The 24,075-nt window shown below is 66.6% G+C and carries 16 protein-coding genes; 4 read left to right on the top strand and 12 right to left on the bottom strand.

Going from position 1 to position 24,075, the window contains the following annotated elements:
- Positions 1-83: 83 nt before the first annotated feature.
- The 3 genes from V3B41_RS01580 to V3B41_RS01570 are packed head-to-tail and all read right to left on the bottom strand — an operon-like array spanning position 84 to position 5,574.
- Positions 84-3,161, bottom strand: coding sequence for a CusA/CzcA family heavy metal efflux RND transporter (locus tag V3B41_RS01580; protein WP_329859779.1), 3,078 nt, complete (start codon positions 3,159-3,161; stop codon positions 84-86).
- The gene (locus tag V3B41_RS01575) at positions 3,158-4,330 is read right to left on the bottom strand and encodes an efflux RND transporter periplasmic adaptor subunit (protein WP_329859777.1); all 1,173 of its coding nucleotides are present in this window, start codon (positions 4,328-4,330) and stop codon (positions 3,158-3,160) included. The genes V3B41_RS01580 and V3B41_RS01575 overlap by 4 nt, the downstream gene beginning before the upstream one ends.
- Positions 4,327-5,574 (bottom strand): TolC family protein, encoded by a 1,248-nt coding sequence (locus V3B41_RS01570; RefSeq protein WP_329859775.1) that lies wholly within the window; start codon positions 5,572-5,574, stop codon positions 4,327-4,329. The genes V3B41_RS01575 and V3B41_RS01570 overlap by 4 nt, the downstream gene beginning before the upstream one ends.
- 62 nt (positions 5,575-5,636) lie before the next feature.
- Here V3B41_RS01570 and V3B41_RS01565 point away from each other — a divergent pair, with 62 nt between their 5' ends.
- Together V3B41_RS01565 and V3B41_RS01560 are read left to right on the top strand one after the other, a co-directional pair.
- The gene (locus tag V3B41_RS01565) at positions 5,637-6,311 is read left to right on the top strand and encodes a response regulator (protein ID WP_049426858.1); all 675 of its coding nucleotides are present in this window, start codon (positions 5,637-5,639) and stop codon (positions 6,309-6,311) included.
- The gene (locus tag V3B41_RS01560) at positions 6,304-7,677 is read left to right on the top strand and encodes a sensor histidine kinase (RefSeq protein ID WP_295550708.1); all 1,374 of its coding nucleotides are present in this window, start codon (positions 6,304-6,306) and stop codon (positions 7,675-7,677) included. The genes V3B41_RS01565 and V3B41_RS01560 overlap by 8 nt, the downstream gene beginning before the upstream one ends.
- A gap of 135 nt (positions 7,678-7,812) precedes the next feature.
- Here the strand turns inward: V3B41_RS01560 and V3B41_RS01555 are convergent, their stop codons facing one another.
- Entirely contained in the window at positions 7,813-10,164 is a 2,352-nt protein-coding gene (locus tag V3B41_RS01555) for a GH92 family glycosyl hydrolase (RefSeq protein WP_329859772.1), read from the bottom strand.
- Between the two features lie 345 nt (positions 10,165-10,509).
- On the opposite strand from V3B41_RS01555, the gene V3B41_RS01550 reads away from it, so the two are divergent.
- A complete protein-coding gene (locus V3B41_RS01550; RefSeq protein WP_329859770.1) occupies positions 10,510-12,798 on the top strand; it encodes an autotransporter outer membrane beta-barrel domain-containing protein in 2,289 nt (762 codons plus the stop codon).
- Positions 12,799-12,861: 63 nt separating this feature from the next.
- Here V3B41_RS01550 and V3B41_RS01545 read toward each other — a convergent pair whose 3' ends face one another.
- Positions 12,862-13,278: a host attachment family protein gene (locus V3B41_RS01545; protein WP_010485385.1), complete on the bottom strand. Its 417-nt coding sequence runs from the start codon at positions 13,276-13,278 to the stop codon at positions 12,862-12,864.
- A 475-nt stretch (positions 13,279-13,753) separates the two neighbouring features.
- Between V3B41_RS01545 and proP the strand changes: the two genes are divergently transcribed.
- Entirely contained in the window at positions 13,754-15,244 is a 1,491-nt protein-coding gene (proP, locus tag V3B41_RS01540) for a glycine betaine/L-proline transporter ProP (protein WP_329859768.1), read from the top strand.
- A 98-nt stretch (positions 15,245-15,342) separates the two neighbouring features.
- On the opposite strand, the gene V3B41_RS01535 is transcribed toward proP, so the two are convergent.
- From V3B41_RS01535 to V3B41_RS01505, 7 genes are all read right to left on the bottom strand, one after another.
- Positions 15,343-15,969 (bottom strand): AAA family ATPase, encoded by a 627-nt coding sequence (locus V3B41_RS01535; protein ID WP_197619287.1) that lies wholly within the window; start codon positions 15,967-15,969, stop codon positions 15,343-15,345.
- A 3-nt stretch (positions 15,970-15,972) separates the two neighbouring features.
- Positions 15,973-16,314 carry a type II toxin-antitoxin system prevent-host-death family antitoxin gene (locus V3B41_RS01530; RefSeq protein WP_197619289.1) on the bottom strand — a complete coding sequence of 114 codons (342 nt, stop codon included), beginning with the start codon at positions 16,312-16,314 and terminating at the stop codon, positions 15,973-15,975.
- A gap of 70 nt (positions 16,315-16,384) precedes the next feature.
- Entirely contained in the window at positions 16,385-17,980 is a 1,596-nt protein-coding gene (locus tag V3B41_RS01525; protein WP_197619291.1) for a PAS domain-containing protein, read from the bottom strand.
- 9 nt (positions 17,981-17,989) lie between these two features.
- The gene (locus V3B41_RS01520) at positions 17,990-18,394 is read right to left on the bottom strand and encodes a response regulator (protein ID WP_295550749.1); all 405 of its coding nucleotides are present in this window, start codon (positions 18,392-18,394) and stop codon (positions 17,990-17,992) included.
- Positions 18,395-18,530: 136 nt separating this feature from the next.
- Positions 18,531-19,985, bottom strand: coding sequence for a surface lipoprotein assembly modifier (locus V3B41_RS01515; RefSeq protein WP_295550724.1), 1,455 nt, complete (start codon positions 19,983-19,985; stop codon positions 18,531-18,533).
- Positions 19,986-20,075: 90 nt separating this feature from the next.
- Entirely contained in the window at positions 20,076-20,840 is a 765-nt protein-coding gene (locus V3B41_RS01510) for a Slam-dependent surface lipoprotein (RefSeq protein WP_049430250.1), read from the bottom strand.
- A gap of 54 nt (positions 20,841-20,894) precedes the next feature.
- The gene (locus tag V3B41_RS01505) at positions 20,895-24,017 is read right to left on the bottom strand and encodes a TonB-dependent receptor (protein WP_197631890.1); all 3,123 of its coding nucleotides are present in this window, start codon (positions 24,015-24,017) and stop codon (positions 20,895-20,897) included.
- Between the last annotated feature and the right edge of the window lie 58 nt (positions 24,018-24,075).

Genomic DNA, 24,075 nt, shown 5'->3' with positions numbered 1-24,075 from the left:
CCCTGTAGAGCCGAGCCCGTGCTCGGCTGCTCGTGGCGCGAAGACCAGAAGCAGCCGAGCTCGGGCTCGGCTCTACAGTGTGGTCAGGCGGAACGGGCCTCGCGGCGGCGATGCACCCAGTAGTACAGCGTGGGCAGCACCAGCAGGGTCAGCAGCATCGCCGACAGCAGGCCGCCGATCACCACCACCGCCAGCGGCTTCTGGGTCTCGGCACCGATCGCGTGCGAGGTGGCCATCGGCAGCAGGCCGAACATCGCCAGCAGCGCGGTCATCAGCACCGTGCGCAGGCGCTGCAGCGAGCCCTGTACCACCGACTGCAGCAGGTCCATGCCCTGTTCGCGCAGCTGGGCAAATCGACTGAGCATCACCACCCCGTTCAGTACCGCCTGCCCGAACAGGGCGATGAATCCAATCGCCGCCGACACCGACAGCGGAATGCCGGTCAGCCACAGCGCCAGGATGCCGCCGATCATCGCCAACGGCACGTTGGCCAGGATCAGCGCGGCGCTGCTGATGTCCTTGAAGGCATCGAACAGCAACACGAAGATGATCAGCACCGACAGTGGAATCACCCAGCCCAGCCGCTTCATCGCGCGCTGCTGGTTCTCGAATTCACCGGACCATTCCAGCCGGTAGCCCTCGGCCAGCTGCACGCTCGCATCCACGCGCTTGCGCATGTCGGCCACCACGCTGCCCATGTCACGCCCCGCGATGAAGATGCTCACCGCCTTCACCCGCTGTGCGTTCTCACGCGAGATGTTGATCGCGCCGCTGGCCATGTGGAAATCGGCGACGTCGGACAGCGTAACGGTGTGCCCATCGCCGATGCCCACCGGCACCGTGCGCAGCCGTTGCAGGTCGCGGTCGGCGTCGTCCAGGCGCAGCGTGATCGGGAACCTGCGGTCACCTTCCCACAGTTCGCCGACCTGGCGCCCGCCCAGTGCGGTCTCGATCACCTCGTCGACGTCGCGCACGTTCAGGCCGTAGCGCGCAGCACGGTCGCGATCGATCTCGATCTGCAGCTGTGGCAGCGAGCCATCACGGTCGATGAAGGCGCTCTCCACGCCCTCCACGCCGCGCACCTGGGCCAGGATGGCCTGCGCCTGCCGGTTCAGTACCTCCAGGTCCGAGCCGCTGACCTTGATCACCACCTGGCCCTTGATCTGCGAAATGCTCTCCAGGATGTTGTCGCGCACCGGCTGCGAGATCGAGAACTCCGGGCCCGGAATGCGTTGCTCCAAGGTGCGTTGCAGGTCACTCACGAGCTGCCGCTTGTCCACGCCCTTCGGCCACTCCTTCTCTGGTCTCAGTGCTACCAGTGCCTCGATCTGGTTGGCGCCCTTGGCATCGGAGCCGTCTTCCGGTCGGCCGAGCTTGGCCACCACCGTCGACACCTGCGGGAAGCTGCCGACCAGCTCGCGGATGCGCCGCGACTGCTGCTGTGCCTCGGCCAGGCTGGTACTGGGGTCGAGCGTGGCGGTCAGCCAGATCGAACCCTCGTCCAGCTCCGGCAGGAACTCCGAACCCAACCGCGTGCCTAGCGCCAGGGTGGCGACCAGCAGCGCCACCGCGGTCAGCACCACCGCGCGCGGTCGCGCCAGGGCGCGCTCCAGCACCGGCTTGTACCATCCGGTCAGGCGATCCATCAGCGGATTGCCGTCACGCATGCGGTCGCGCCGCAGCCACCAGAAGCAGAACAGCGGCACTACGGTCAACGCCAGGATCAAGGCACCGATCAGCGCCGAGGTCACCGAGTACGCCATCGGCGCGAACATGCGACCCTCCTGGCGCTGCAGAGTGAAGATCGGGATGTGCGCGGCGATGATGATCATCATCGAGAAGAACGTCGGTCGCCCCACTTCGGATGCCGCCGACAGGATGGTCGAGAAGCGTGTCTTCCTGTCGGCGTTGGGCGGCAGCTTCGATAGTCGCGAAACGATGTGCTCGGTCACGATCACCGCGCCATCGATGATGATGCCGAAGTCCATCGCACCGAGCGACAGCAGGTTGGCCGGCACGCCCCACAGGTGCAGGCCGAGGAAGGTGGACAGCAACGCCAGCGGCATCATTGCTGCCACGATCAGCGCGGCGCGGGCGTTGTACAGGAACAGCCACAGCACCAGGAACACCAGCACTGCACCTTCCAGCAGGTTGCGGAACACGGTCTTCAGCGTAGTCGAGACCAGCCATGAGCGGTCATAGAACGGCTCGATGCTCATCCCGGCCGGCAGCTGGTTCGCTTCGATCTCGGCGATGCGCGAATGCAGGGCGTCGAGCACGTCGGACGGGTTCTCGCCCTTGCGCATCAGCACCATGCCGAACACCGCGTCATCGTTGTCGTCCTGGCCGACCAGGCCCTGCCGCGGCAGGCCGGTATCGGCGATGCTGGCCAGATCACGCACCAGGATCGGCGTACCACTGCGCTGTGCCACCACCACGTTGCCAATGTCGGCCGGCGAACGCATCAGGCCCACGCCACGGATCAGGAACTGCTGCTGCCCGCGTTCCACATAGCCGCCTCCCGCATTCGAGCTGCCCTTTTCCAGCGCCTCGGCGAACTCACCCAGGCTGATGCCGCGGTCACGCAGCTTGTCCAGGTCCGGCTTGACCTGGAAGGTGCGTGCGAAGCCACCGAAGCTGATCACATCGGCCACGCCGGGAACAGTGCGCAGGCTGCGCTCCATCGTCCATTCCTGCACGGTACGCAGCTGGGTCGGCGTCATGTGCGGGCCTTTCAGCACATAGCGATAGATCTCCCCCACCGCCGAGCTCATCGCCTCCAGCTCCGGGGTTACCCCTTCCGGCAGCTCCACGCCCTGCAGGCGTTCCAGCACCTGCTGGCGCGCGAAATAGTCATCGGCCTTGTCGTCGAAGGTCAGGATGATCATCGACAGGCCGAACTGGGTGTGCGAGAACACCCGCACCGAATGCGGTATACCGGACAGTGCCACTTCCAGCGGCATGGTCACCTCGCGTTCCACCTCCTCGGCGGCACGGCCGGGATGCAGCGACACCACCGTCACCTGGGTGTCGGACACATCCGGGAAGGCCTCCACCGGCAGCACTCGGAACGCGGCAATGCCAGCGCCGATGAACAGCAGCAGTGCCAGCATCACCATCAGCGGCTGGCGCAGGCAATAGGCAATCAGGCGATCGATCATGGGGCGGCATGCCCCGTGCCGGCGCTGGCGGCGGCCGGCGCGCTGTCGACCAGTTGCTGCAGCAGCAGGCCACCCTCGACGACCACCCTGCTGCCCGCCGCCAGGCCTTCACGCACCCACAGGCGGCCGTCACCCAGCTCTTCAGCATGCACGGCGTGGCGCACGAAGCGGCCCTTGCCTTCCTCCACGAACACCACCTGCTTGCCGTCGATCAGCAGCACCGCCGCATCCGGAAGCGACACGCCGCCCTCGGCCGGCAACGCCACCTGCGCACGCACGTACTGGCCGGCCTTGAATGCGCGAGCCCGGTTGTCCAGTTCGGCGCGTGCCAGCACCACGCGGCGATCGCTGTCGACGAAATCGTCCACATGCTGCAGGGTCGCCTGCAGCGGCTGGCCATCTGCGCCCGACACGCTGACCGGCATGCCGGCCTTCAGCCGCCCTGCCATGCTTTCGGGAATGTCCAGCAGCAACCACAGGCGGTCCGGATCGCCGATCACCGCCAATGGTTGTTCACTGTCGGGGCTGACCGACATTCCCGGGCTCATCCGCCGCTCCACCAGGACGCCATCAATGGGCGCGCGCAGCGGCAGGCGCTGGTCGACGCGCTGGCCATTGCCGTAGGCCCTGGCGAAGGCGGTCGCACGCGCATGATCAGCCTGGCTGCCAGCGAAGTTCGCTTCGGCTTCATCCAGTTCACGGCCCGACGCCACACCCGCGGCGTGCAGCTCGCGGGTGCGCTCCAGCTCCTTGCGTGCCTGCTGCAGTTCGGCACGGCCACGCGCGCCCTCGGCCTGGGCCTGGCCGAACTCCGGCGAGGTGATCCAGGCGATCACCTGCCCTGCCTTCACTCTCTGCCCCGGCTGCGCCTCGATGCGCGCGACCTGCCCCGGCAGCGGGGTGTGCAGTGCGCTGGAGCGCGTTTCGTCCCAGGCCACCCGACCCGGCAGCTGCAGGCTGCTGCTGGCGCCAGCGGTCACCGCTTCACTGCGCAGCACATCCAGCTGGCGACTGTCGGCGGGAAACTGGATCTGGCTGGCGCTGACCTGCGGCGCGCCCTCGGCATAGGACGCCGGCTCGCGGCCACAGCCGCTCAGCAGGGCCAGCGCCAGCAGCGCTGGCAGCACAGCATGTCGCGCCCGTGGGCGATGGGCGACGATGGACTTCATCGGGACTCTCCTTCAACAACGGATGTGGCCGCTTCCCAGCGCGCCAGGGCAATGGCATGGTCGGCACGCGCGTCGATCAGTGCAGCTTCGAAGTCGCGCCAGCTGCGGCGCGCATCCAGCAGATCGGTCAGGCTGGCGGCACCACGGCGGTAGGCCAGTTCGATGCCCTGCACCGCCTTGCGCGCGGCGTCGGCGTGCAGGCCTTCGTACTCGGTGCGCCGTTGCGCGGCGGACTGCGCGCCGGCCTGCAGCTGGTCCAGCTCGGCCCGCGCTTCGCGCTGCAGCACCTGCAGCTCCAACGCTGCGCTGTCACGGTCAGCCTCGGCACGCTGGATCGCGCCGCGTGCACGCGATGGGCTACTCAGTGGAATGGTCAACGACACACCCCAGGTCACACCGCTGATGTCGGTCGGCTCGCGTTCGGCTTCCACGCCCAGCTGGATGTCGCGATGGCGCTCGCTGCGCGCCAGTGCCACACCAGCGTCGGCGGCGGCCAGGCGCGAACGCGCCGCACGCAGATCGGCGCGCTGCAGCGGGTCGAACGCGCGCACATCGGCCACGCTGTTGGCATCCGGCCAGGGGTCATCGGCAGTGAGGTCGTGGTTGTCGTCGCTGCCGAGCAGCAGGCCCAGCGCATGCCGCGCATCGCGCAGATCCAGGGCCGCCTCGCGCGCCGCATCGGCGACGGCCAGGTCGTCCACCGCAAGCCGCGCGCGATCCACCGGCGCCATCGCGCCGGTAGCAACCTGCTTGGCCGCCGCCGCCATCTGCTCGGCCGAGCTCTGGCGGTTGGCATCGGCAATCTGCGCCCGCTCCTGTGCGCCCTTCAGGCCGAAGTAGGCTTCATGCAGCGCCACCTGCTGTCGGCGCCGGGTATCCAGCATCTCCAGCCCGGCCACCTCCAGCAGCGCTTCCGCCTGGCGGACGCGCAATGCGCGCTTGCCACCGCGTTCCCAGGTCCAGCCCAGGCCCACGGTGCTGTCCATCCGCTTGTCCTGCCAGCGCCCGGGGCCGATGCCCTGCTTGGGGCTGATCTTGCTGGTGCCGATCGACAGCTCGGTGGCCGGGCGCAATGCCGCTGTCTGCGCATCGCCCTGCGCCCCGCGTAGTTCCAGCGCCGCCGCGCGCAGGTCCGGGTTGTGTGCTTCCATTGCACGCTGTGCTTCCTGCAGGGACAACGCCGAAGCCGAGGGCGCGCACCAAAGAGTGGCGAGTACGGCCACGAGACAAGAGGTGAAGTTCATGCGCGTCACGGTAAGGTGATGCACTTGCGCCAAACTTGCCCCAACCTTGCACGAAGCTTGCAATGCGAATCCTGCTGATCGAAGACGATGCCGCTCTGGCCGATGGACTGATCCGCGCCCTGCAGGGCGCCGGTCATCTATGCGACCACCTTTCGCGCGGGTTGCACGCGCCCGCAGCGTTGGCCAGCGCACCGTATGACGTGATGGTGCTGGACCTCTCGCTGCCCGACGTCGATGGCCTGGACCTGCTGTCGCGGCTGCGCAACGATGGCGTCACCCTGCCGGTGCTGATCCTGACGGCACGCGACGGCGTGGAGGACCGCATCCTTGGGCTGGACCGGGGTGGCGACGATTACCTGGCCAAGCCGTTCGCACTGGGTGAGCTGGAAGCACGCCTGCGCGCGTTGTCACGCCGGCGCAGCGACGCGCCGGCGCAGAAGCGGCTCGGGCGCCTGTGCTTCGACAGCATCCGCAATGAAGTACAGGTGGATGGCCAGCGCATCGAACTGACCGCGCGCGAGCTGGCGCTGGTCGATGCCCTGATGCAGCATCCCGGTCGCACTGTCACCAAGCAGCGCCTGTTCGATGCGTTGTACAGCTGGGACCACGAAGCCAACCTGTCGGTGATCGAGGTGCATGTCAGCCGCCTGCGCCGCAAGCTGGAACAGGCGCGTGCCGGCGTTGGCGTCCGCATGCTGCGCGGCCTCGGCTACCGCCTGGAGGCCGGTGGTGACTGAGCGAGTGCACAGCCTTCGCGGCCTGCTGCTGCGTCGCCTGTGGCTGCCGCTGCTGGTGTTGATGCTGTGCAGCGCGGTCGGCTCGTTCGCGCTGGCCCGCTTCTATGCCGGCCAGGTCTACGACCGCTGGCTGCTGGACTCGGCGATGTCGTTGTCCGAACTGGTGAAGGTGCAGGACGACCAAGTTTCCATCGAGATCACGCCGGCGGTCTCGCGCATGTTCACCTGGGACACCGCCGACGAAGTGCATGGCGAGGTAGTCGACGCCGCGGGCGGGCGCCTGTATGGCGATCTGCCCGGAGCATTGCCGCGCCCAACGGTCGCCGCCGATGGCAACGACGCGGTCTACTACGACGCACGCCTGCGCGGCCAGGCGGTGCGCATGGTGGAAGTGGTGGTCAGCGCCGGGCCAGGCCATGACATCCGCCTGCGCGTGGCCGAAACGCTGCGCAAGCGCCATCGCCTTGAACGCAAGCTGCTGATGACCAGCATCCCGTTCCAGACCGCGATCCTGGCACTGGCCGCATGGCTGGCCTGGTCGGGCACCGGCGCCGCCGCCCGGCACGCCAACCAGGTCGCGCGGCGATTGGCCAGCCCGCGGCCGGATCCGCTTGCGCCGCTGGAACCGGCGCAGGAAGCGCCGCGCGAACTGTGGCCGGCGGTGGAGGCCTACAACGCGCTGCTGCAACGCCTGGACGCCATGCAGGCCGCGCAGCGGCGTTTCGTCAGCAATGCCGCGCACCAGCTGCGCACGCCCCTGGCGGCGATGCAGGTGGAACTTGAAAGCTCGTTGCGCCAGCATGATCCGCAGGCGCAGCAACTGGCGTTGTCCGGCACGCTGGCAGGGCTGGCACGGCTGCAGCACCTGGTCAACCAGCTGCTGCTGCTCAGCCGCTCCGAGGATTCGCAGGGTAGCGCGCTGTCACTGCAGCCTGTGGATCTGGCCGCACTCGCCCGGAGCGTGGTCGAACGCTACGCCGACCGGGCACTGGCCGCAGGCGTGGACCTGGGTTACGACGGGCCCGATGACGGGGTGCCGGTGCAGGGTGACCCGCAGCTGTTGCGCGAGGCACTGGGCAACCTGCTGGACAACGCATTGCGCTATGGCGCAGTGCGCGGCGTGATCACGCTGGGTGTGCAGCAGGATGCCGACCGCGTGCAAGTGTGGGTGGACGATGATGGCCCCGGCATCGCCGAGGCCGAGCGCGGCCGTGTCACGGAACGCTTCTACCGCGTGAGCAGCGAAGGCGATGGGTGTGGATTGGGGCTGGCGATCGTGGCCGAGATCGCGCAACGGCACGGCGCGGCTATGGTGATTGATACGGCACCGATCGGTGGCGCGCGGGTGGGATTGCGGTTCACCTGACCGTTGCCGAACCTGCCCTGTAGAGCCGAACCCACGCTCGGCTGCCGTTGGCGCGGTGCTTGGGTAGACGCCAACCTTGTTTGGCGCCGTTGACGTCCCGTGTGCCAACCAAGGTTGGCACCTGCCAGGATCGCATCACCGGCTCATCGAATACGGTGCCTGTGCGCCCTGCCCCGGCCAATCCTTGTTCGGCTCGGCCTGCATGGTGAAATGCAGTTCGCCACCGCCCAGAATCTCGTCATGGCGCAGGAACGTGCGCTGCAGCGGCTTGCCATTGAGGCTCACACTGCCCACATAGGTATGCGCGTCGTCCAACCCCTCGGCCACGATGGTGAAGGTCTTCCCGTTCGGAAGACGCATCGCGGTCTTCGGCAGGAACGGACGGCCCAGGATGTACTCGCCCGAACCTGGCGCCACCGGATAGAAACCCAGCGCGGTGAACACGTACCACGCCGACATCTGGCCCACGTCGTCATTGCCGGCCAGGCCATCGGGGCGATCGGCGTACTGGGTGTCCATGATCTGCTTCAGGCGCGCCTGCGTGCGCCAGGGCTGACCGGCGTACGAATAGAGGTAGGCCACGTGGTGGCTTGGCTCGTTGCCGTGCGCATACCAGCCGATCAGGCCGGTAATGTCTTCCATGTGCTCGAAGATGGACGGATCAACCTTTGCATTGAACACTTCATCCAGGCGCGCCAGCAGCTTGTCACTGCCGCCATGTGCTGCAGCCAGTCCAGCCACGTCCTGCGGCACATACCACGAATACTGCCAGGCATTGCCTTCGGTGTAGTCGGTGCCATAGCCACTGGCGCTCGGATCAAACGGTGTGCGGAAGCTGCCATCGCGCTTGCGCGCGCGCATGAAGCCGGTGTCCTTGTCGAAGGCATTGCGCCAGTTGCCGGCACGCTTGTCGAAGGTCGCCGCCACATCGGCCTTGCCCATCGCCTGCGCCATGCGCGCGATGGTCCAGTCGTCGAAGGCGTACTCCAGCGTCTTGCTGGCGGCCTCGCCTTCTTCGTCGATCGGCACATAGCCAAGTTCGCGGTATTGCGCGATACCGTCATACGGGCCGTAATTGGCGGTCTCCACCATCGCCTTCAGTGCCTTGTCGGCGTCGAAGCCACGGATGCCCTTCACGTAGGCATCGGCGATCACCGGCACCGCGTGGTAGCCGATCATGCACCAGTCCTCCAGGCCATGGAACGACCACACCGGCAGCATGCCGTAGGGGCTGTGCTCATGGTGGGCCAGCATCGAATTGATGAAGTCGCTGTTGCGCTTTTCCGGCTGCACCAACGTCAGCAACGGATGCAGCGCGCGGTAGGTGTCCCAGAGCGAGAACGTGGAGTAGTGGGTGAAGCCATCAGCCTTGTGCACCGCATTGTCCGGCCCGCGGTACTGGCCATCGGCATCCATGAACAGCGTCGGGCCCAGCAGGGTGTGGTACAGCGCGGTATATGCGCTGCGGCGCGCGTGCTCGGGCGCATCGATATCGAGTACCGACAAGGCCCGCGTCCATTCCTGTTTCGCCTGCACGCGCACGCGATCGAAATCAAAGTCGGCCACTTCCGCGTCGAGGTTGGCAATGGCGCCGACTTCGCTGACCGGCGAGATCGCGACCTTGACCACCAGTGGTGCATCCAGCTTGCCGAATGCGAAGGTACCGACCAGCTGGCGGCCCTCGATCTGCGCACGCTGCTTCGGGTCCTTCTCACCGGGGGGCGCGAAGCCCTTGTAGACGATGTCCTGCTCGGTGTTGTGCAGTTCGTGGCCCGACAGCGGGCGCGAGAAGCGCATCGCAAAGTACAGCTGGCGGCCGGCGGCCCAACCGCGGGTCTCTCGGAAGCCGGTCACCGTGCCATCGGAACGCACCCGTACCCGCGACCACAGGATCTTGCCCGGGTAGTCGTACATGCTGGTGCGCATGTCCAGCAGCACCTTGGCGTCGGCGCCTTTCGGGAACGAATAGCGGTGCACGCCCACGCGCGCACTTGTGGTCAGCTCGGCACGCACCTTGTAGTCGTCCAGGGTGACCGCGTAGTAGCCCGGCTCGGCCTTCTCATCGTCATGGCGGAAACGCGACGCGTAGCCGCTGCGCGGCTTTTCCGGGTCGCCGCGCTCCAGCCCGGGGTTGCCGGTGAACGGCATTACCAGGATGTCACCCAGGTCGGAGTGGCCGGTGCCGGAGAAATGCGTGTGCGAAAAGCCGACGATGCTGCTGTCGTCGTAGCGGTACCCGGCTGCCCAGCCATAGGCCTTCTCGCGCGGCTGAATGCGCGTATCCGGGCTGAGCTGGACCATGCCGAACGGAACCGTCGCGCCCGGGTACGTGTGCCCCTCCCCGCCGGTACCGATGAACGGATCGACCGCGGCATAGGCACGTTCGGCGGCAGTTTTCGGCGTGGCCGCAAGGGCCACACCAGAGGCAAGCATCGCGGTAGCGGCGAAGGCAATCAGGAGACGACAGTGCAACCTGGTCATCGGCATTTGGATCGATTCAGATGGTGACTGGATGCTAGCACCGGCCATGCGTGGCGGCATGTTGCGCTGCAGCTGAATGGTTCCGAAAGCGACACCCTATGGCGGGATCGTATGCAACAAGTTGCATGGATCGATCCAATGGCCGGCAGCACACTCCTGCCATGACCGTTATGGAGCAGCAAGGATGAAAGCGGCAGGCGGGTCGGAACCCGACCGAGATCCGGTCTCATCCATTTATCGCTGCCACGCAGCCCCACGCGGTCACACAACCTTCACCCTCCGCGCGCGTCTTATTCACCTCAGCAACGTGAATGCGGCCGCGCCTCGAATGCTCATCAACAGGAGTCTGCCATGTCCATTTCAGTCCGCAGTTCGCTCGCCCTGGGAATTGCCAGTGCACTCTGCCTCACACTGTCCGCCCAGGCGGGAAACCTCATCCCCGGTGAGTCCGCCACGGTGAACGCGGGCGATCCTGTAGAGGCTTGGACACTGAACGGCGCCACATTGATGCTCGCGCCGGGCGCGACGACACGAGACATAACCGCAGGGAACGGCTCCCGACTGCAGGTCAACGGCGCGTCCATCAGCGGCACCGCACAGCTGAGCGATGGCTCGGTTGGAACCTTCAATGGTGCGCTGGTTAACAACTCATCCGGCGCTGCAGCCATCGTGCACTCGGGTTCAGAGCTGCAGGCCATGAATTCCGAGTTCAATGGCAGTGGCGATGCGATCCGCCTTACCGAAGGAGGCATTCTCAGTCTTGTGGGTTCCCGGGTGACGGCATCCGGCTCCAGCCTGTTTGGTTCAGCGGGGATCAGCTTCCGTCGTACCGCTCAGGCAAGCGTCAGTGGCGGCAGCCTGGTCCAGGGTGACGATCACGCAGTGACCATCACCAATGACCCACGGGGATCCGGCGGCCCTTCTCCGGGCAGGAGCCTGTTGTCGGTCGACGGCTCGCATCTGGCCAGCTCAACCGGCTCGGCCATCCATGTCACCGAGTGGGTGACCCCGGCGCAGTTCGGCGCAGACATCGTGCTCCGCAATGGTACGACGGTCTCGGCGGGCAACGGCGTGCTGCTGGACACCAACGGTGACGTCGATGTCAGCTTGACCGTGGACGACAGCGTGCTGGCCGGTGACATCGTCAACGGCGCAGGAGCCACCACTCACGTTCGCCTGCAGAACCAGGCACGCCTGACCGGGGCGATGAGCAACGTCAGCAGCCTCGCGCTGGATGCATCCACCTGGGTCATGAACGGCGATTCCTCCCTGGGCCGTCTGGACCTGGGCAATGGCACGGTGTCGCTGGGCGATGGCAGCACGTTCAACACCCTCACCGTGGCCGGAGACTTCATCGGCAACGATGGCACGATCGTGTTCAACACCGTGCTGGCCGATGACAGTGCCGCCACTGACAGGCTGGTCATCGAGGGCGACACCATCGGTACTGCGAACGTGCGCGTGAACAACGTGGGTGGTGCCGGTGCGCAGACCCGCCAGGGCATCGAGCTGATCTCGGTCGGTGGCGCCTCCAATGGCCAGTTCAACCTGGCCGGTCGTGCCGTGGGCGGGCAGTACGAGTACTTCCTGTTCAAAGGCACCGGGGCCGATGGCAACTGGTACCTGCGTTCGCAGCTTCCGACCCAGCCGGACCCGTGCGAAACCGACCCGACGCTGCCCGAATGCAACCCGGTGCTGCCCGGCCCGGATCCGGACCCGGTGCTGCGTCCCGAGCCGGGCGCCTACCTGGCCAACCTGCAGGCCGCGCAGACCATGTTCCGCATTGGCTATCACGACCGCCATGCCGGCCAGAACGCAGGCCGTGCCTGGGCGCGCGTGGATGGCTCCCGCAATGGCTTCGATGCGATCAGCCGCCAGCTTGACATCCGCGGTAACAGCCAGGCGCTGACCGTCGGTGCCGATCTATGGCATCACGATTCAGGCAGCAGCGTGGGCGTGATGCTGTCCAGCGGCAATGCCACCAGCACCTCCACCAATGAACTGACCGGCTACTACGCGCGCGGCAAGGTAAAGGGCGAAGCCCTGGGCGTGTACGGCACCTGGCGCGGCGGCAACGATGGCGACCCGTATGCCGGTTTCTACGTGGATGGCTCGGTGCAGCGTGCACAGTTCCGCAACCGTGTGGAAGGCATCGGCCTGGACACCGAGCGCTATGACAGCCGCGCCTGGCAGGGTGCGGTGGAAACCGGCTATGCCTTCCGCGTGGGTGGCGCCAGCAATGGTGGCATCTATCTGGAGCCGCAGCTGCAGATGGGCTACAGCCGCTGGGACAGCTACCGCCACACCGAAACCAACGGTACGGTGGTGAGTGCCGAGAATGCCGATGGCCTGTTCGGCCGTGCGGGCGTGCGTCTGTCCGGCGTGACCCGATGGGGCAACGGCACCACCGATGTACAGCCGTATGTGGCCGCCAACTGGCTGCATACCCGAAGCGAATCGCAGATCCGCATGGACGATGAGGTGGTGGACGCGCGCATTCCGCGTAATCGCGGCGAGTTCAGTGCCGGTGCGTCGTTGAAGTTCGCCAACGGCGTGGGCGCCTGGGGCGGTCTGTCGCTGCAGAAGGCCAGTGGCTTCCGCCAGACCAGTGCACAGCTGGGTGTCAGTTACAGCTGGTGAACGCTTCACCGTGGGGCCGAACCTGGGCTCGGCCCCACAACGGCTGTGGCAGAACCGGCAGGATCAGGCTGCAACTGCTTTCTGGATATCCGCCAGCGGTGCATTGGTCAGGTCCTTGGCGATATCACCCAGCAAGCGTGCCTGGGTCTCCTTGTGCAGCAGCGGGCGGATGCGTCCCAGCGTGGTCGGGTCGGCCACAAGCACCAGGTGTGCGTAGCGGTTGTTCAACGCATCATCGTTGAGCTGCTCGGCCACCTGCTTGGCAAACGTGGCTTCGTTGAGCTGGGAGATGGACATGTCCTTCGGCACCGCACCGGCCGGTCCCTGCCCGGAAACGCCCTGCTCGCTGATGTCCTGCAGCCGCAGTTCGCCCTCCTGCTTCAAGGCCAGCTGGTGATCACTGCCAACGTTGGTGAATACACGGGCCGAGCCACCATCGGCGACAACCACGAGCGTACCTTCGGGAATGCGACGGGTCATTCGATGCTCCTTCTCTGTTGCGTTCGCCTCCAACGTAGAGGGCGACGTGTGAGCAGTGCGGCCAGATTCCGTTCAACGCATGTCATCACCGCCGTGAAGATGAACAAGCACGGTGGAACACAGCATGCAGATCAGTCCGCTTCGCTGCACGCTCACGCGCGTGCCGTTATGATGAACCGATGATCGACACGACCCACTACGTGACGGGCGCACCTGTTACGTGGAAAGCACTGCCGACCGGCGCTTCGCTTGCCACGCATGTTTCTGCTCCGCCCATCCACCGCCTCGCGCTGGATCCTGGCGGATGACGCCCGCAGGCACTTCGCCTGCCACTTCCCGCATCGCTGTGATTCCCGGCCGCTGACTGCGCCGCCGTAGTCGCGTTGCCAGGTTTCCGCCGCAACGGCGGTGCTTTGCCGTGCGCGTGCATCCACGCGTGCTGCCTTTCCCATTCCACATCTCCAAGGGAGCCCCCATGCAGGACACGCCCGAGGCACATGCCCATTTCGGCTGGTTCAAGCGCCGCCGCCACCTGAAGGTCGACGAGATCACCGTCGTCGACAAGCCCATGCTCAAGCGCGCCGTCGGCGCCGCCGCACTGGGCAATGCCATGGAGTGGTTCGACTTCGGTGTCTACGGCTATCTGGCCGTCACCATCGGCCAGGTGTTCTTCCCGTCCAGCAATCCCACTGCACAGGTGATCGCTGCCTTCGCGACATTCACCGTGGCGTTCCTGGTCCGGCCGCTGGGTGGCCTGGTATTCGGCCCGCTGGGCGATCGCTATGGCCGCCAGAAGGTGCTGGCGTTCACCATGATCCTGATGGCGCTCGGCACCTTCTCCATCGGCCTGATTCCTTCCTACGAGCGCATCGGCATATGGGCCCCGGTGCTGTTGCTGCTGGCACGCGTGGTGCAGGGCTTTTCCACCGGCGGTGAATATGGCGGTGCGGCGACCTTCATCGCCGAGTACTCCACCGACCGCAACCGCGGCCTGATGGGCAGCTGGCTGGAGTTCGGCACACTGGGCGGCTACATCGCCGGCGCGGGCACCGTGACCGCACTGCACATGGTGCTGAACAGCGAGCAGATGCTGGACTGGGGCTGGCGCATCCCATTCCTGGTGGCCGGTCCGCTCGGCCTGCTCGGCCTGTACATGCGCATGAAACTGGAGGAAACCCCGGCGTTCCGCGCCTTCGCCGAGGAAGCCGAGAAGCGCGAGCACGATCGTCCCGGGCTGGGCGCACTGTTCCAGGTGCACGGTCGCCAGCTGCTGGTATGCATGGGCCTGGTGCTGGTGTTCAACGTCACCGACTACATGCTGCTGACCTACATGCCCAGCTACCTCAGCGTCACCATGGGCTATGCCGAGAGCAAGGGGCTGCTGCTGATCATCATCGTGATGCTGGTGATGATGCCGTTGAACATCGTCGGCGGGTTGTTCAGTGACCGGCTCGGCCGTCGGCCGATGATCATCGGCGCGTGCATCGCGCTGCTGGTGCTGGCCGTGCCCTGTCTGCTGCTGGTGGGCAGCGGCAACGATTGGCTGATCTTCCTGGGCCTGATGTTGCTGGGCCTGGCGCTGGTGTGCTTCACCAGCTCGATGCCGTCCACGCTGCCGGCGCTGTTCTATACGCCGGTGCGCTACAGCGCGTTGTCGATCGCGTTCAATGTGTCGGTGTCGCTGTTTGGCGGCACCACGCCGCTGGTGACCGCGTGGCTGGTGGAGCGCACCGGCGACCCGCTGGTGCCGGCGTACTACCTGATGGGCGCGGCGGTGATCGGGCTGGTGACCATGCTGTTCGTGAAGGAAACCGCCGGCCTGCCGCTGCGCGGCTCACCGCCGGCGGTGGGCAGCGAGAAGGAAGCAGCGGCGTTGTTGAAGAGCGATGTGCCCGTGACGGTGGACCCGGCGTTGCCGCCGTTGCCGGAGGGTGCGGAGCCCGAGCAGGTGAAGCCGGCCCTGTAGAGCCGAGCCCACGCTCGGCTGCTCTTGGGGGTGCTCAGCCGAGCATGGGCTCGGCGCTGCAAGGGAGCGGCGATACGCCATCCACGCATGGCGTGGATCTACCGGGAGGTGTTCAACTCCATCGCGCGCATCACGATGGGCTTGGCCCAGTCCGGGGTGTGCAGCAGTTCGGCCACCGAGACCGGGTACTGCAGCTGGCCATTGGCCATCGCCAGCACCGGAAGCGGTTCGACACAGCCCTCGGCATCGGCCGGGGCGCTGTTGTCGTAGACATGCAGTTCGGCCAGGTGCGGCAGCAGGTCCAGCAGGTTCTCGCGCGCCGAGTCGAAACGGGCATGGATCTTCTCCACCGGAATGTCATGCCCGCCCGCCGCCACCCGCGCTGCAACGCGGGCAATGTGCAGTTCCACCGATGCCAGCCCGCAGAACCAGATCGCCACCTGGTGCTGGGCGCAGGCCTCGCGCAGCAGGCGCGGAATGGTGTTGCCTCCCAGTGTGGTCTCGAAGGCGAAGTCGGTGCCCTCGGCCATGGCTTGGCGCAGGCGGCGGGTGCCTTCCTGCCACGCCTCGGCATTGGCATCGGGCATCGGCCAGCCAGCCTCCACCAGGCGACGGGTGAAGGAATCAGGATTGAACCAGCTCAGCCCTTCGGCTTCCAGCCAGGTGCCGAGCAGCGAACTCTTGCCGGCGCCGTTGACGCCGGCAAGCACCAGGATCCTTCCCATCGGTCAGAGGGGACGGCCGAGGGTGACCCTGCGACCGCGGCGGATCGGCTGGCCCAGCACCTTGCCCAGCCCCTCCCCGCGCTGCAGGCTGGCCAGGGTCTGGTCGAATTCACCGCGCAGGCGCAGCAACTCTTCGCTGCGCTCACCGGCATCACTGCCGGCAGCTTTGGCCAGCAGCTCCTGATAGGTGCGGATGTCCACGATCACCGCTTCGGGGTGATTGTGGTTGGTGATGACCAGCGCCTGCTTCTCGCGCACGGTGCGCATCAGGCTCGGCCAGCCGCGGGTCTTCACCGACGACGCGGGGGCCTTTTCGAGGCCAGGCAGATCCAGCGGCAGGGTCATGGCACGGCTCCGGGCAGGGTGGATAATGGCCACTATACCCAATTTGGTCAAATTGGATATAAATGAACCTTTACCTGCCGGAGCCGTCCGCCGCAGCGCACGGCGCATCGGTCTGCAGCAGGCTGTCACGCTCGCGCAGCGGGAAGCGGATCCAGGCATCCAGTCCCTGCGGGTCGAAGCGCAGTTCACCGCTGCCGGCCAGTTCATAGGGCACGCGCTGCTCGATCAGCGCCCGGCCAAGCCCACGCTGCCGGGGCAGCTCCCAGTCTTCCACAGCGGCATGGCGTTCACACCAGTGCAGCCCCAGCCACGGCTGCCCGCCCTGCACATGCAGGTGCCAGGTCACCTCGATCCGGCCATCCTCATGGCTCAGTGCGCCATGCCGCAGGGCGTTGGTCGCCAATTCGTGGATCGCCAGGGACAGCACTTCGGCCGCCTTCGGCGGCAGCAACACGTCCTCGCCCTGCAGGCGGTAGGCGGCCGCTGCCGGCCTCAGCGCCGCGATCTCCTCATCGATCATGCCACGCAGGCAGACCCCGGCATTGGCGCCACGGGTCAGCAGGCTCTGCGTGCGTGCCAGCGACATCAGTCGCCCGCACAACCGTTCAGCGTATTCATCCACGCTGCTGACCGACTCGCGGGTCCGCCAGGCAATGGCATGGATGGTCGACATGATGTTGCGCACCCGGTGCTGCAGTTCGGCCAGCAATACAGACTGGCGCTCGGTGGCACGCTTGAGATCGTCGATGTCCACGGCGATGGCAAATACGCCGCTGACCTCACCGTCGCCATCGCGCAGGGGCGCGGCCGCGACCCGGGTCCAGCGCGCGCGCCCATCGTCATGCAGATACTGGAACTCCAGCCCCGGCACCACGGTCTCGCCGCGCATCGCACGGGCGATGGCGAAATCCTCCGGCCCGATGGCGCTGCCGTCCGCATGCCAGCCACGCCAGCGATGCAGGTTCACCTCATCCGTGGAGGGCACCTTGCCGCTGGGCAGATAGGCACGCATCTGGTCGTTGGACAGCTGCAGGCGCCCTTCGGTGTCGACAATGCAGACGCCCACCGGCAGCACCTTGAAGGCCAATGCCAGGCGCCGGTCCGCCTCCCGCCGCTTCTGCTCTTCGCGCTCGCGTGCCGATTGGGCCACATGCGCCGCTGTGGTCTCGAACATGGTCACGAGCACGCCTTTGATGCGCCCTTCCTCGCCACGGATCGGGCTGTAGGTAATGGTGAACCAGACATCCTCCAACCGCCCGCGGCGCGCCAGGGGATAGAGTTTGTCCTCGTAGGTGATGGTTTCGCCCTGCCAGACGCGCTGGTAGATCGGTCCATTGATATGCCAGACCTCGGGCCAGCACTCGCGGGTCGGCTGGCCGAGCCCGCCGGGATGCTTGTCGGCCAGAATCTCGGCATAGCCATCGTTGTAGAGCTGCACCAGCTGCTCACCCCACAGCACGATCATCGGGAAACCATGGGCCAGCATCAGGTCGACGGTGGCGCGCAGGTGGGGCGGCCACTGCTCGCAGGCACCCAACGGCGTGGATGACCAGTCGTGGCGGGCGATGCGCGCGGCCATGCCATCGTGGCGCACATGCAGCTGCGGTGCAGGTGGCATCTGGCCACGCAGCTTGGCGGCCTGGATGCCTTCAGGACGGCGCGACATGCCGCGCAATCAGGCGATGCCCGCAGCGACCTGCGGCGCCGCCACCAGCCCGGCCAGCTGCTGCACCAGGGTTTTGATGTGATAGGGCTTGGTACAGCGCGGCGCGCTGGCGAAGCGGCTGGGCAGGTTGTCGTCGTAACCGGAGGTCAGCAGGAAGGGCGTACCCGCCTCGGCCAGCCGATCGGCCAGCGGATAGACCTGCTCACCGCCCAGGTTGATGTCCAGCAATGCCACATCGATGGGATGGGTATCGACCAGCTGCCCCAGCGCCTGCAGGTCACCGGCAGGCCCCACCACCTGTGCGCCTTCAAGCTCCAGATAGTCGACCAGGAACATCGCGATGGCGAATTCATCCTCCGCCACCAGTACGCGCAGCCCTTTCAGGCCCTCTGGTTTGTTGCCCGCTTCCAGCACGACCGGCGCTCCTCGATACACGCGGCCCACCTCTGCCGCAACGCCCGCAGGATGCGCGAACCGGGCTACAAGAGCGCGTGATGATGGATGAAGATCGCGACCACGGCACGTTCACCGCCGCGTTGCAACGGCGCGTTCAGAAGGCCCGTTCCCACTTCAGGCTGAGCAGGCTGCGGTCGTGGCTGTACAGCCAGCCAACGTTGCTGTCGATGCGCGCGTAGCGCAGGCTCAGGCTGGGTACCAGCCCGGCCACGGCCAGGCGCTCGCTGCGGACGATAGCGATCAGGTTCTGCTCGCTGTCCTGGCGACGCGCTTCCAGCAGCGGGCTCCACGCGTCATAGTCGCGCTCGCGCAACGAGGCGAACACGGTGGCGGTGGTGCCGCTCCACTGGCGTGCCACGCCCAGCCGAAGACCGCGTTGGCAGTAGCCGTTGGCCGGGTCGGCAGCGTTGCTGTCGGTCACATCCAACCCGGCGAAGACCGTCCAGCGTGGATTGAGCGCGCGGAACCAGGTGGCATACACCGCCGCCAGCTCGCCATCGTAGTTGCTGGCCAGGCCGTGCTGGCGATAGCGCTGGCGCTTCCAGTCAGCCTCCAGCTTGAGCAGGCTGCGTGCATCCAGGGTGTACTGCCATTCTGCGTGCACGCCACTGCCGCCCTGCAGCGCATGGTTGCCCAGGCCCTGGTAGTCATAGCTGGGGGCGAGCATCACGGTCTGCCGTGCACTACGCCAGCTGTAACCCGCCTGCACGTTGGCATTGAGCTCGTTGTACGCACTGTGCCCGCGCCATGCCTGACCGAAGGCGAGACCGCGTACGTACAGTCCATGATGCCCGCGCAGCACCCAGCGCCGTTCCAGGCTGGCGTCGTAGTCGAGGCCCCCCGCGCGCTGGGCGTCGGGCAGTTTCCGTTGGATGATGCAGGCGTCGCCCACGCCGAACAGGCAGGTGCGACTGGCCGAACTGCGGTTGATGTTGTCGCTCCAGGCGGGCCCGGCCGCGACCGCTCCCTTCCAGCGTTGCCGTGCCTGCAGCGCCGCCAGATAGCCGTCGACGCGCGCACGCACGCCGGCCGTGGCAGGGTCGTCGCCATCGATGCCAGAGGCGATCGCGCGAAACAGCCCCGTGGCCTCGCGGTCGCGCTGGTCTTCGGCAAAGACACGCGCCAGTTCCAGTCGCGCTGGCAGAAAATCCGGCTGCGCGGTCAACAGCGCTTCGTATTCACGGGCCGCACGATGATGATCGCCGGCCACCCGGGCCAGCGCGCCCTGCGCATAGTGGCGCAGCAGTGGATCATGGCCGGAAAGCTCGATGTATTCGTCCAGGAACGCGGCGGCGGCCTGCCATTGCTGGTGCTGCAACGACAGGTACAAGGCCTGGCCGAGGTCATCGACGGTGCGCTCCACGCGCAGGGTCTGACCGTCGATGGTGATGGTCGGCCGTTGCGATTCGGCCTGCTGCAGGCGTTGCTGGTCCTGCCGCTGGTGGCGTAGTTCGCTGCCCTGTTCCAGCACACGGCGCAGATCGTCCTGCTGGGCGCGCACATCGGCGGCGGCCAGCAGCAGAACGAGTAGGAAGATGGGGTGGCGCATGGTCGATCCGTGGTGGGGCGTGCAACGGGCCGAAGCAGGGACTGGCGGATCGCGGCTTGTCCCTGCCCTGCCCCGTCAGGGGCGCGGCGATCAGTTCTTGCTGCCGCCGAAGGCGGTGTCGTACTGGCTGTTGCCGCTGAAGGTGGCAATACCGGCCAGGGTGGCCGCGTTGGCGCCGAAGAACTGGCCCTGGGTGGTGCCGGCAACGCTGCCGTTGGCGGTGGCGGTGCCCGCGAACGAGGCGTTGGCGCTGCTGATGTTGGCGTTGACGTTGATTGCCAGGCCACCACCGGTCAGGCCACCGAGCAGCGTGCCGTTCCCGAAGTTGGCGCGGAAGGTGCCCGACAGCAGGTTGCTGCCGTTGAACTTGTTCAGGCCCGCCACGCTGTAGGTGGCCACACCGGCCGGCAGCGTGGTGCCGGCGCGATCACCGACGAAGTAGACCTGCCGGTTGTTGAAACCACCGGCGGCGCCATCCTTGGACCACTCGCCGAACCACACATCGCCGCTGCCGACCTTGACGAAGTTGAAGTGGCCCATGCCCGAGTGGCTGCCCGGCGCGCCGGTGATCGGCATGGCCACGGTGCGCACGGTGGTGCCGTTGACCGTGGTCGGCACCGAGTACGCTGACAGGCCCTGGAAGTCGACACGGCGGGCGCCGGAGACGGTGCCGACGCCGATGCCGGCCTTGCCAGCCTGGTGCGGGCCGCCGTTGACCTGCGATTCACCGACGGCGACGTACAGCTCGGCATCGGTCACCGGGCTGGCTGCGCCGACGATATCGGCTGCCTGCGCGGAACCGGCCAGGGCGAAGGTTGCCGCAACGGCGAGAACCGAACGGGAAATCATCTTCATGGTATTGCTCCTTGGGTTGAGGGAACTACGGGTACAACACGTGAAACGGATACATCAGAAGCGCGCGGTGACGCCGAGCTTGATCGTGCGGCCCGGCGCCGGAAGCGTGGAGCGCGTGGCCGGGTCGACGTAGTAGCGGTTGCCGAGGTTGCTGCCGACCAGCTCGACGCTGGCGTGCTGGTTGAAGCGCCAGCGCGCATAGGCGTCGACGGTGGTGATGTTGCCCCAGGTGAACGGCACGTTCTGCCACAGCAGGCTGCTGCCGCCGGCCAGCAGCCGGTCGCGGTACGCCTGCAGATCGGGGTTCTCGTGGCGCTGGTAGTGGACGATGCGGCTCCCCAGTTCCAACTGCTCATCGAACAGGCGCGTGCCCAGCGACAGGTTCACCGACAGCTTCGGAATCGCTTGGGTCAGCAGGTAGCCACTGACGAAGCCGTCCTGCACGCAGTTCGGGACCAGGCCACGATTGGCGTCCAGCAGCACGGCCGTACTTTCGTCGCACACCTCGTTTTCCAGCGTGCGGGTGATGCCCAGGTCGGTGAAGAAGCGCCGGTTGTCGAAGCGCGCCTGCAGCTCGATGCCGCGAATGGTCTGCTTGTCGATGTTGTCGAACATGAAATACGCATCACGCTCGATCACGTTGCGGGTCTTGTGCACGTAATAGGCCAGCTTGACGTCGGCATCGGCGGTGTTGCCGAACAGGCCGGAAAGGTTGTGCACGTAGCCCAGTTCGTAGTTGTAGGCGTGTTCCGGCTTGAGCGCATACAGCGGGTTGAGGCTGCTGGAGAAGGCGATGGTGCTTTCGAACATGCTCGGGAAGCGCGCCGCCTCGCTGTAGCGCAGGTAGACGCGTGCGGCCGGCGAAAGGTTCACCGTGGCCGAGAAACTGGGAAGCCAGGCATGGTCACGACGGCGTTCATTGCGTCCATCCACCGGTCGCGACTGCAGAGTGCTGCCGATGCTGCAGACCAGGTCGCTGCCCGCGTAGAGCGGCAGCGCACCGGGAATCGCCGCCACATGGCCATTGAGGCAGGGGTTGGTGGCACGGCTGTAGTTGCCGCTGGCATCAGGCTGCCAGGCGATGCGGTGTTCCACCGCCTGCGGCGTCTCGTAGTACGCCAGCAGGCCATGCAATGCATCGTCGATCACCGAACCCATGCCGATACTCTCCCAGAACTCACGTTCGGCCTCGAGCGCGTCGATCTCCGCCTGCAGACTGGCCGGCCGCTCGGGCAGCTCGTTGGTCCGGTAGGTCGCCTCCCTGCTGCCCACGCCCTTGGTCAGCAGCTCCGGATGCGCCTGCAGAAAGTCGTCGAACGCCCAGTACCGGCTGTAGCGCACGCCGGCATTGAGGGTGAGGAAATCGACCGGGCGCCATTCCAGGTTCAGATAGCCCTCGCCTTCCTGGCGGCGGCCGGCGCGCGGGTACATGCGCCAGCCATCGGAGGGACCGAAGTACGGGTCACGCGAGCCGAGCTTTTCGTATTGCCAGTTGCCACCCACGGTCAGGTCGAGGGTGGAATGCAGCGCGAAGCGGTTGCTCAGGGTCAGGCCGGTGCGGTCGTTGCGCGCATTGGCCAACGCGGTGTTGCGCAGGATCGGGCTGGCGTCCGGGTTCCACGCCGGGTTGCCTGGCGCGAAGTTCGGAAAGCCGCCTGCGGTGTAGGTGTCGCTGTCCGTCTCGGTGCGCCATAGATTGGCATACAGGTCCAGCCAACGGCTGTCGGCTGGCTGGAAGCGGTACTCCAGGTTCCAGGCATCGGAGGCGACGCGGCTGAGCGGCCATTGGATGCGCCCGTAATCCGGCGCGGACAGGATGCGCGAGGGCATGATCTCGCCGTAGTGCGACAGCGTGCGCCGCCAGGTGGCCTTCAGCTGCTGGTCGTCGTTGATCTGCCAGCCACCCTTGACCAGCCACGACTCCTGTTCGCTGGAGGTATTGGGCACTTCATCGCCGGGCTTGAAGTAGCGTGCCAGCGTGGTGATGTAATCGATGCCCTGGTACTCGAACTGCTCGCGCGGATCCTGGTCGTAGTAGCCACTTCCCTTGCTGCCGGAGAAGTAGTTGCCACGCTTGCGCCAGGCGTAGGCCGCCATCAGGTCGACGGTATCGCCGCGGTAGCCCAGTGCCAGGCGCCAGGCCTGGTCTTCGCCGTTGAAGGGGTTGTTGCCGCTGCGCGACTTCACCGGCACCACCAGGGTGCGGTCGTCATAGGGCGAGTTCGGCGAGCCCTGCGGGAATCCCGGCACGATGCGGTAGTCCTCGCCGGTGTGCAGGCGTGGCAGGCGCGGCGCCACGGCATTGCTGCTGCCTTCGATCTTCAGCTCCCCGCCGAAGCGCTCGCCGGCCGCAACGATGTCATCGACATCGATGGTCTTGATCACCAGCGCGCCACCGATCCCGCTGTGCACATCGCGCACCAGCCCTGGCCCCTTGATGACCTGGATGCCACCAATCAGGTTGGGATCGATGTAGTTGCGGTTGCTGACGCCGTTGTAGCCGCGCCAGACCGTAAGCGCCTGTTCGCCACCGTCGATGCTGACCGGCACCCGCCCCGGCCCCTGGATGCCACGGATGTTGATGTCCAGCGCGCCGCTGTTGCGCGCATCGCCACTGAACACGCCGACCAGATCCTTGACCACATCGGCCGGGTTGGAGCCGCGGTAACGCTCTACCCGGTCGCGCCCCGAATACGCCGTGGTCAGGTCCAGCGCGAACACATCATCGTAGCCGCGCCGATCACGGGCCTCTCCCCCTTCCGACTGCAGGCGACCGGCCACGTCCAGTGTCTCGGTCACCCGTACCCCTTCCCCCTCACCCGCCTCCGCTGCGGCCCGCAGGCTCCAGGTGCCGTCCATGCCGCGCTGCGCGCGCACGCCGCTGCCCCGCAGCAGCTGCTGCAGGGCCTGCATCTGGCTGTACTCGCCACTCACCGCACTGGAGCGGCGGCCCTCCACAATGTCGCTGCGGAACACCACCTGCACATCAGCCTGGCGGCCAAAGGCACGCACCGCGTCGGCCAGTGGTTGCTCCGGAATGGCGTACTGGCGCACCGGTGCGACGATCGCCGGTTGCGCGTGCACGACCGGCACCCAGGCCAGCGGCAGCAGTGCGGTGGAGATGGACAGGGCCAGGACGGTGGCGCGACGATGACAGGCGGATGCCGTGGACGGCATGGACAGGAACTCCTCAAGCGGGGCGGGACCACGGGCACATCCGGTGCCGGTGGTGTGT

Origin of the sequence: Stenotrophomonas sp. SMYL89 (genome assembly GCF_036319985.1) — a bacterium.
Classification (GTDB): Bacteria; Pseudomonadota; Gammaproteobacteria; order Xanthomonadales; family Xanthomonadaceae; genus Stenotrophomonas; species Stenotrophomonas maltophilia_Q.
The sequence above is the reverse complement of the archived record's forward strand: the minus strand, read 5'-3'. Positions and strand labels throughout refer to the sequence as shown.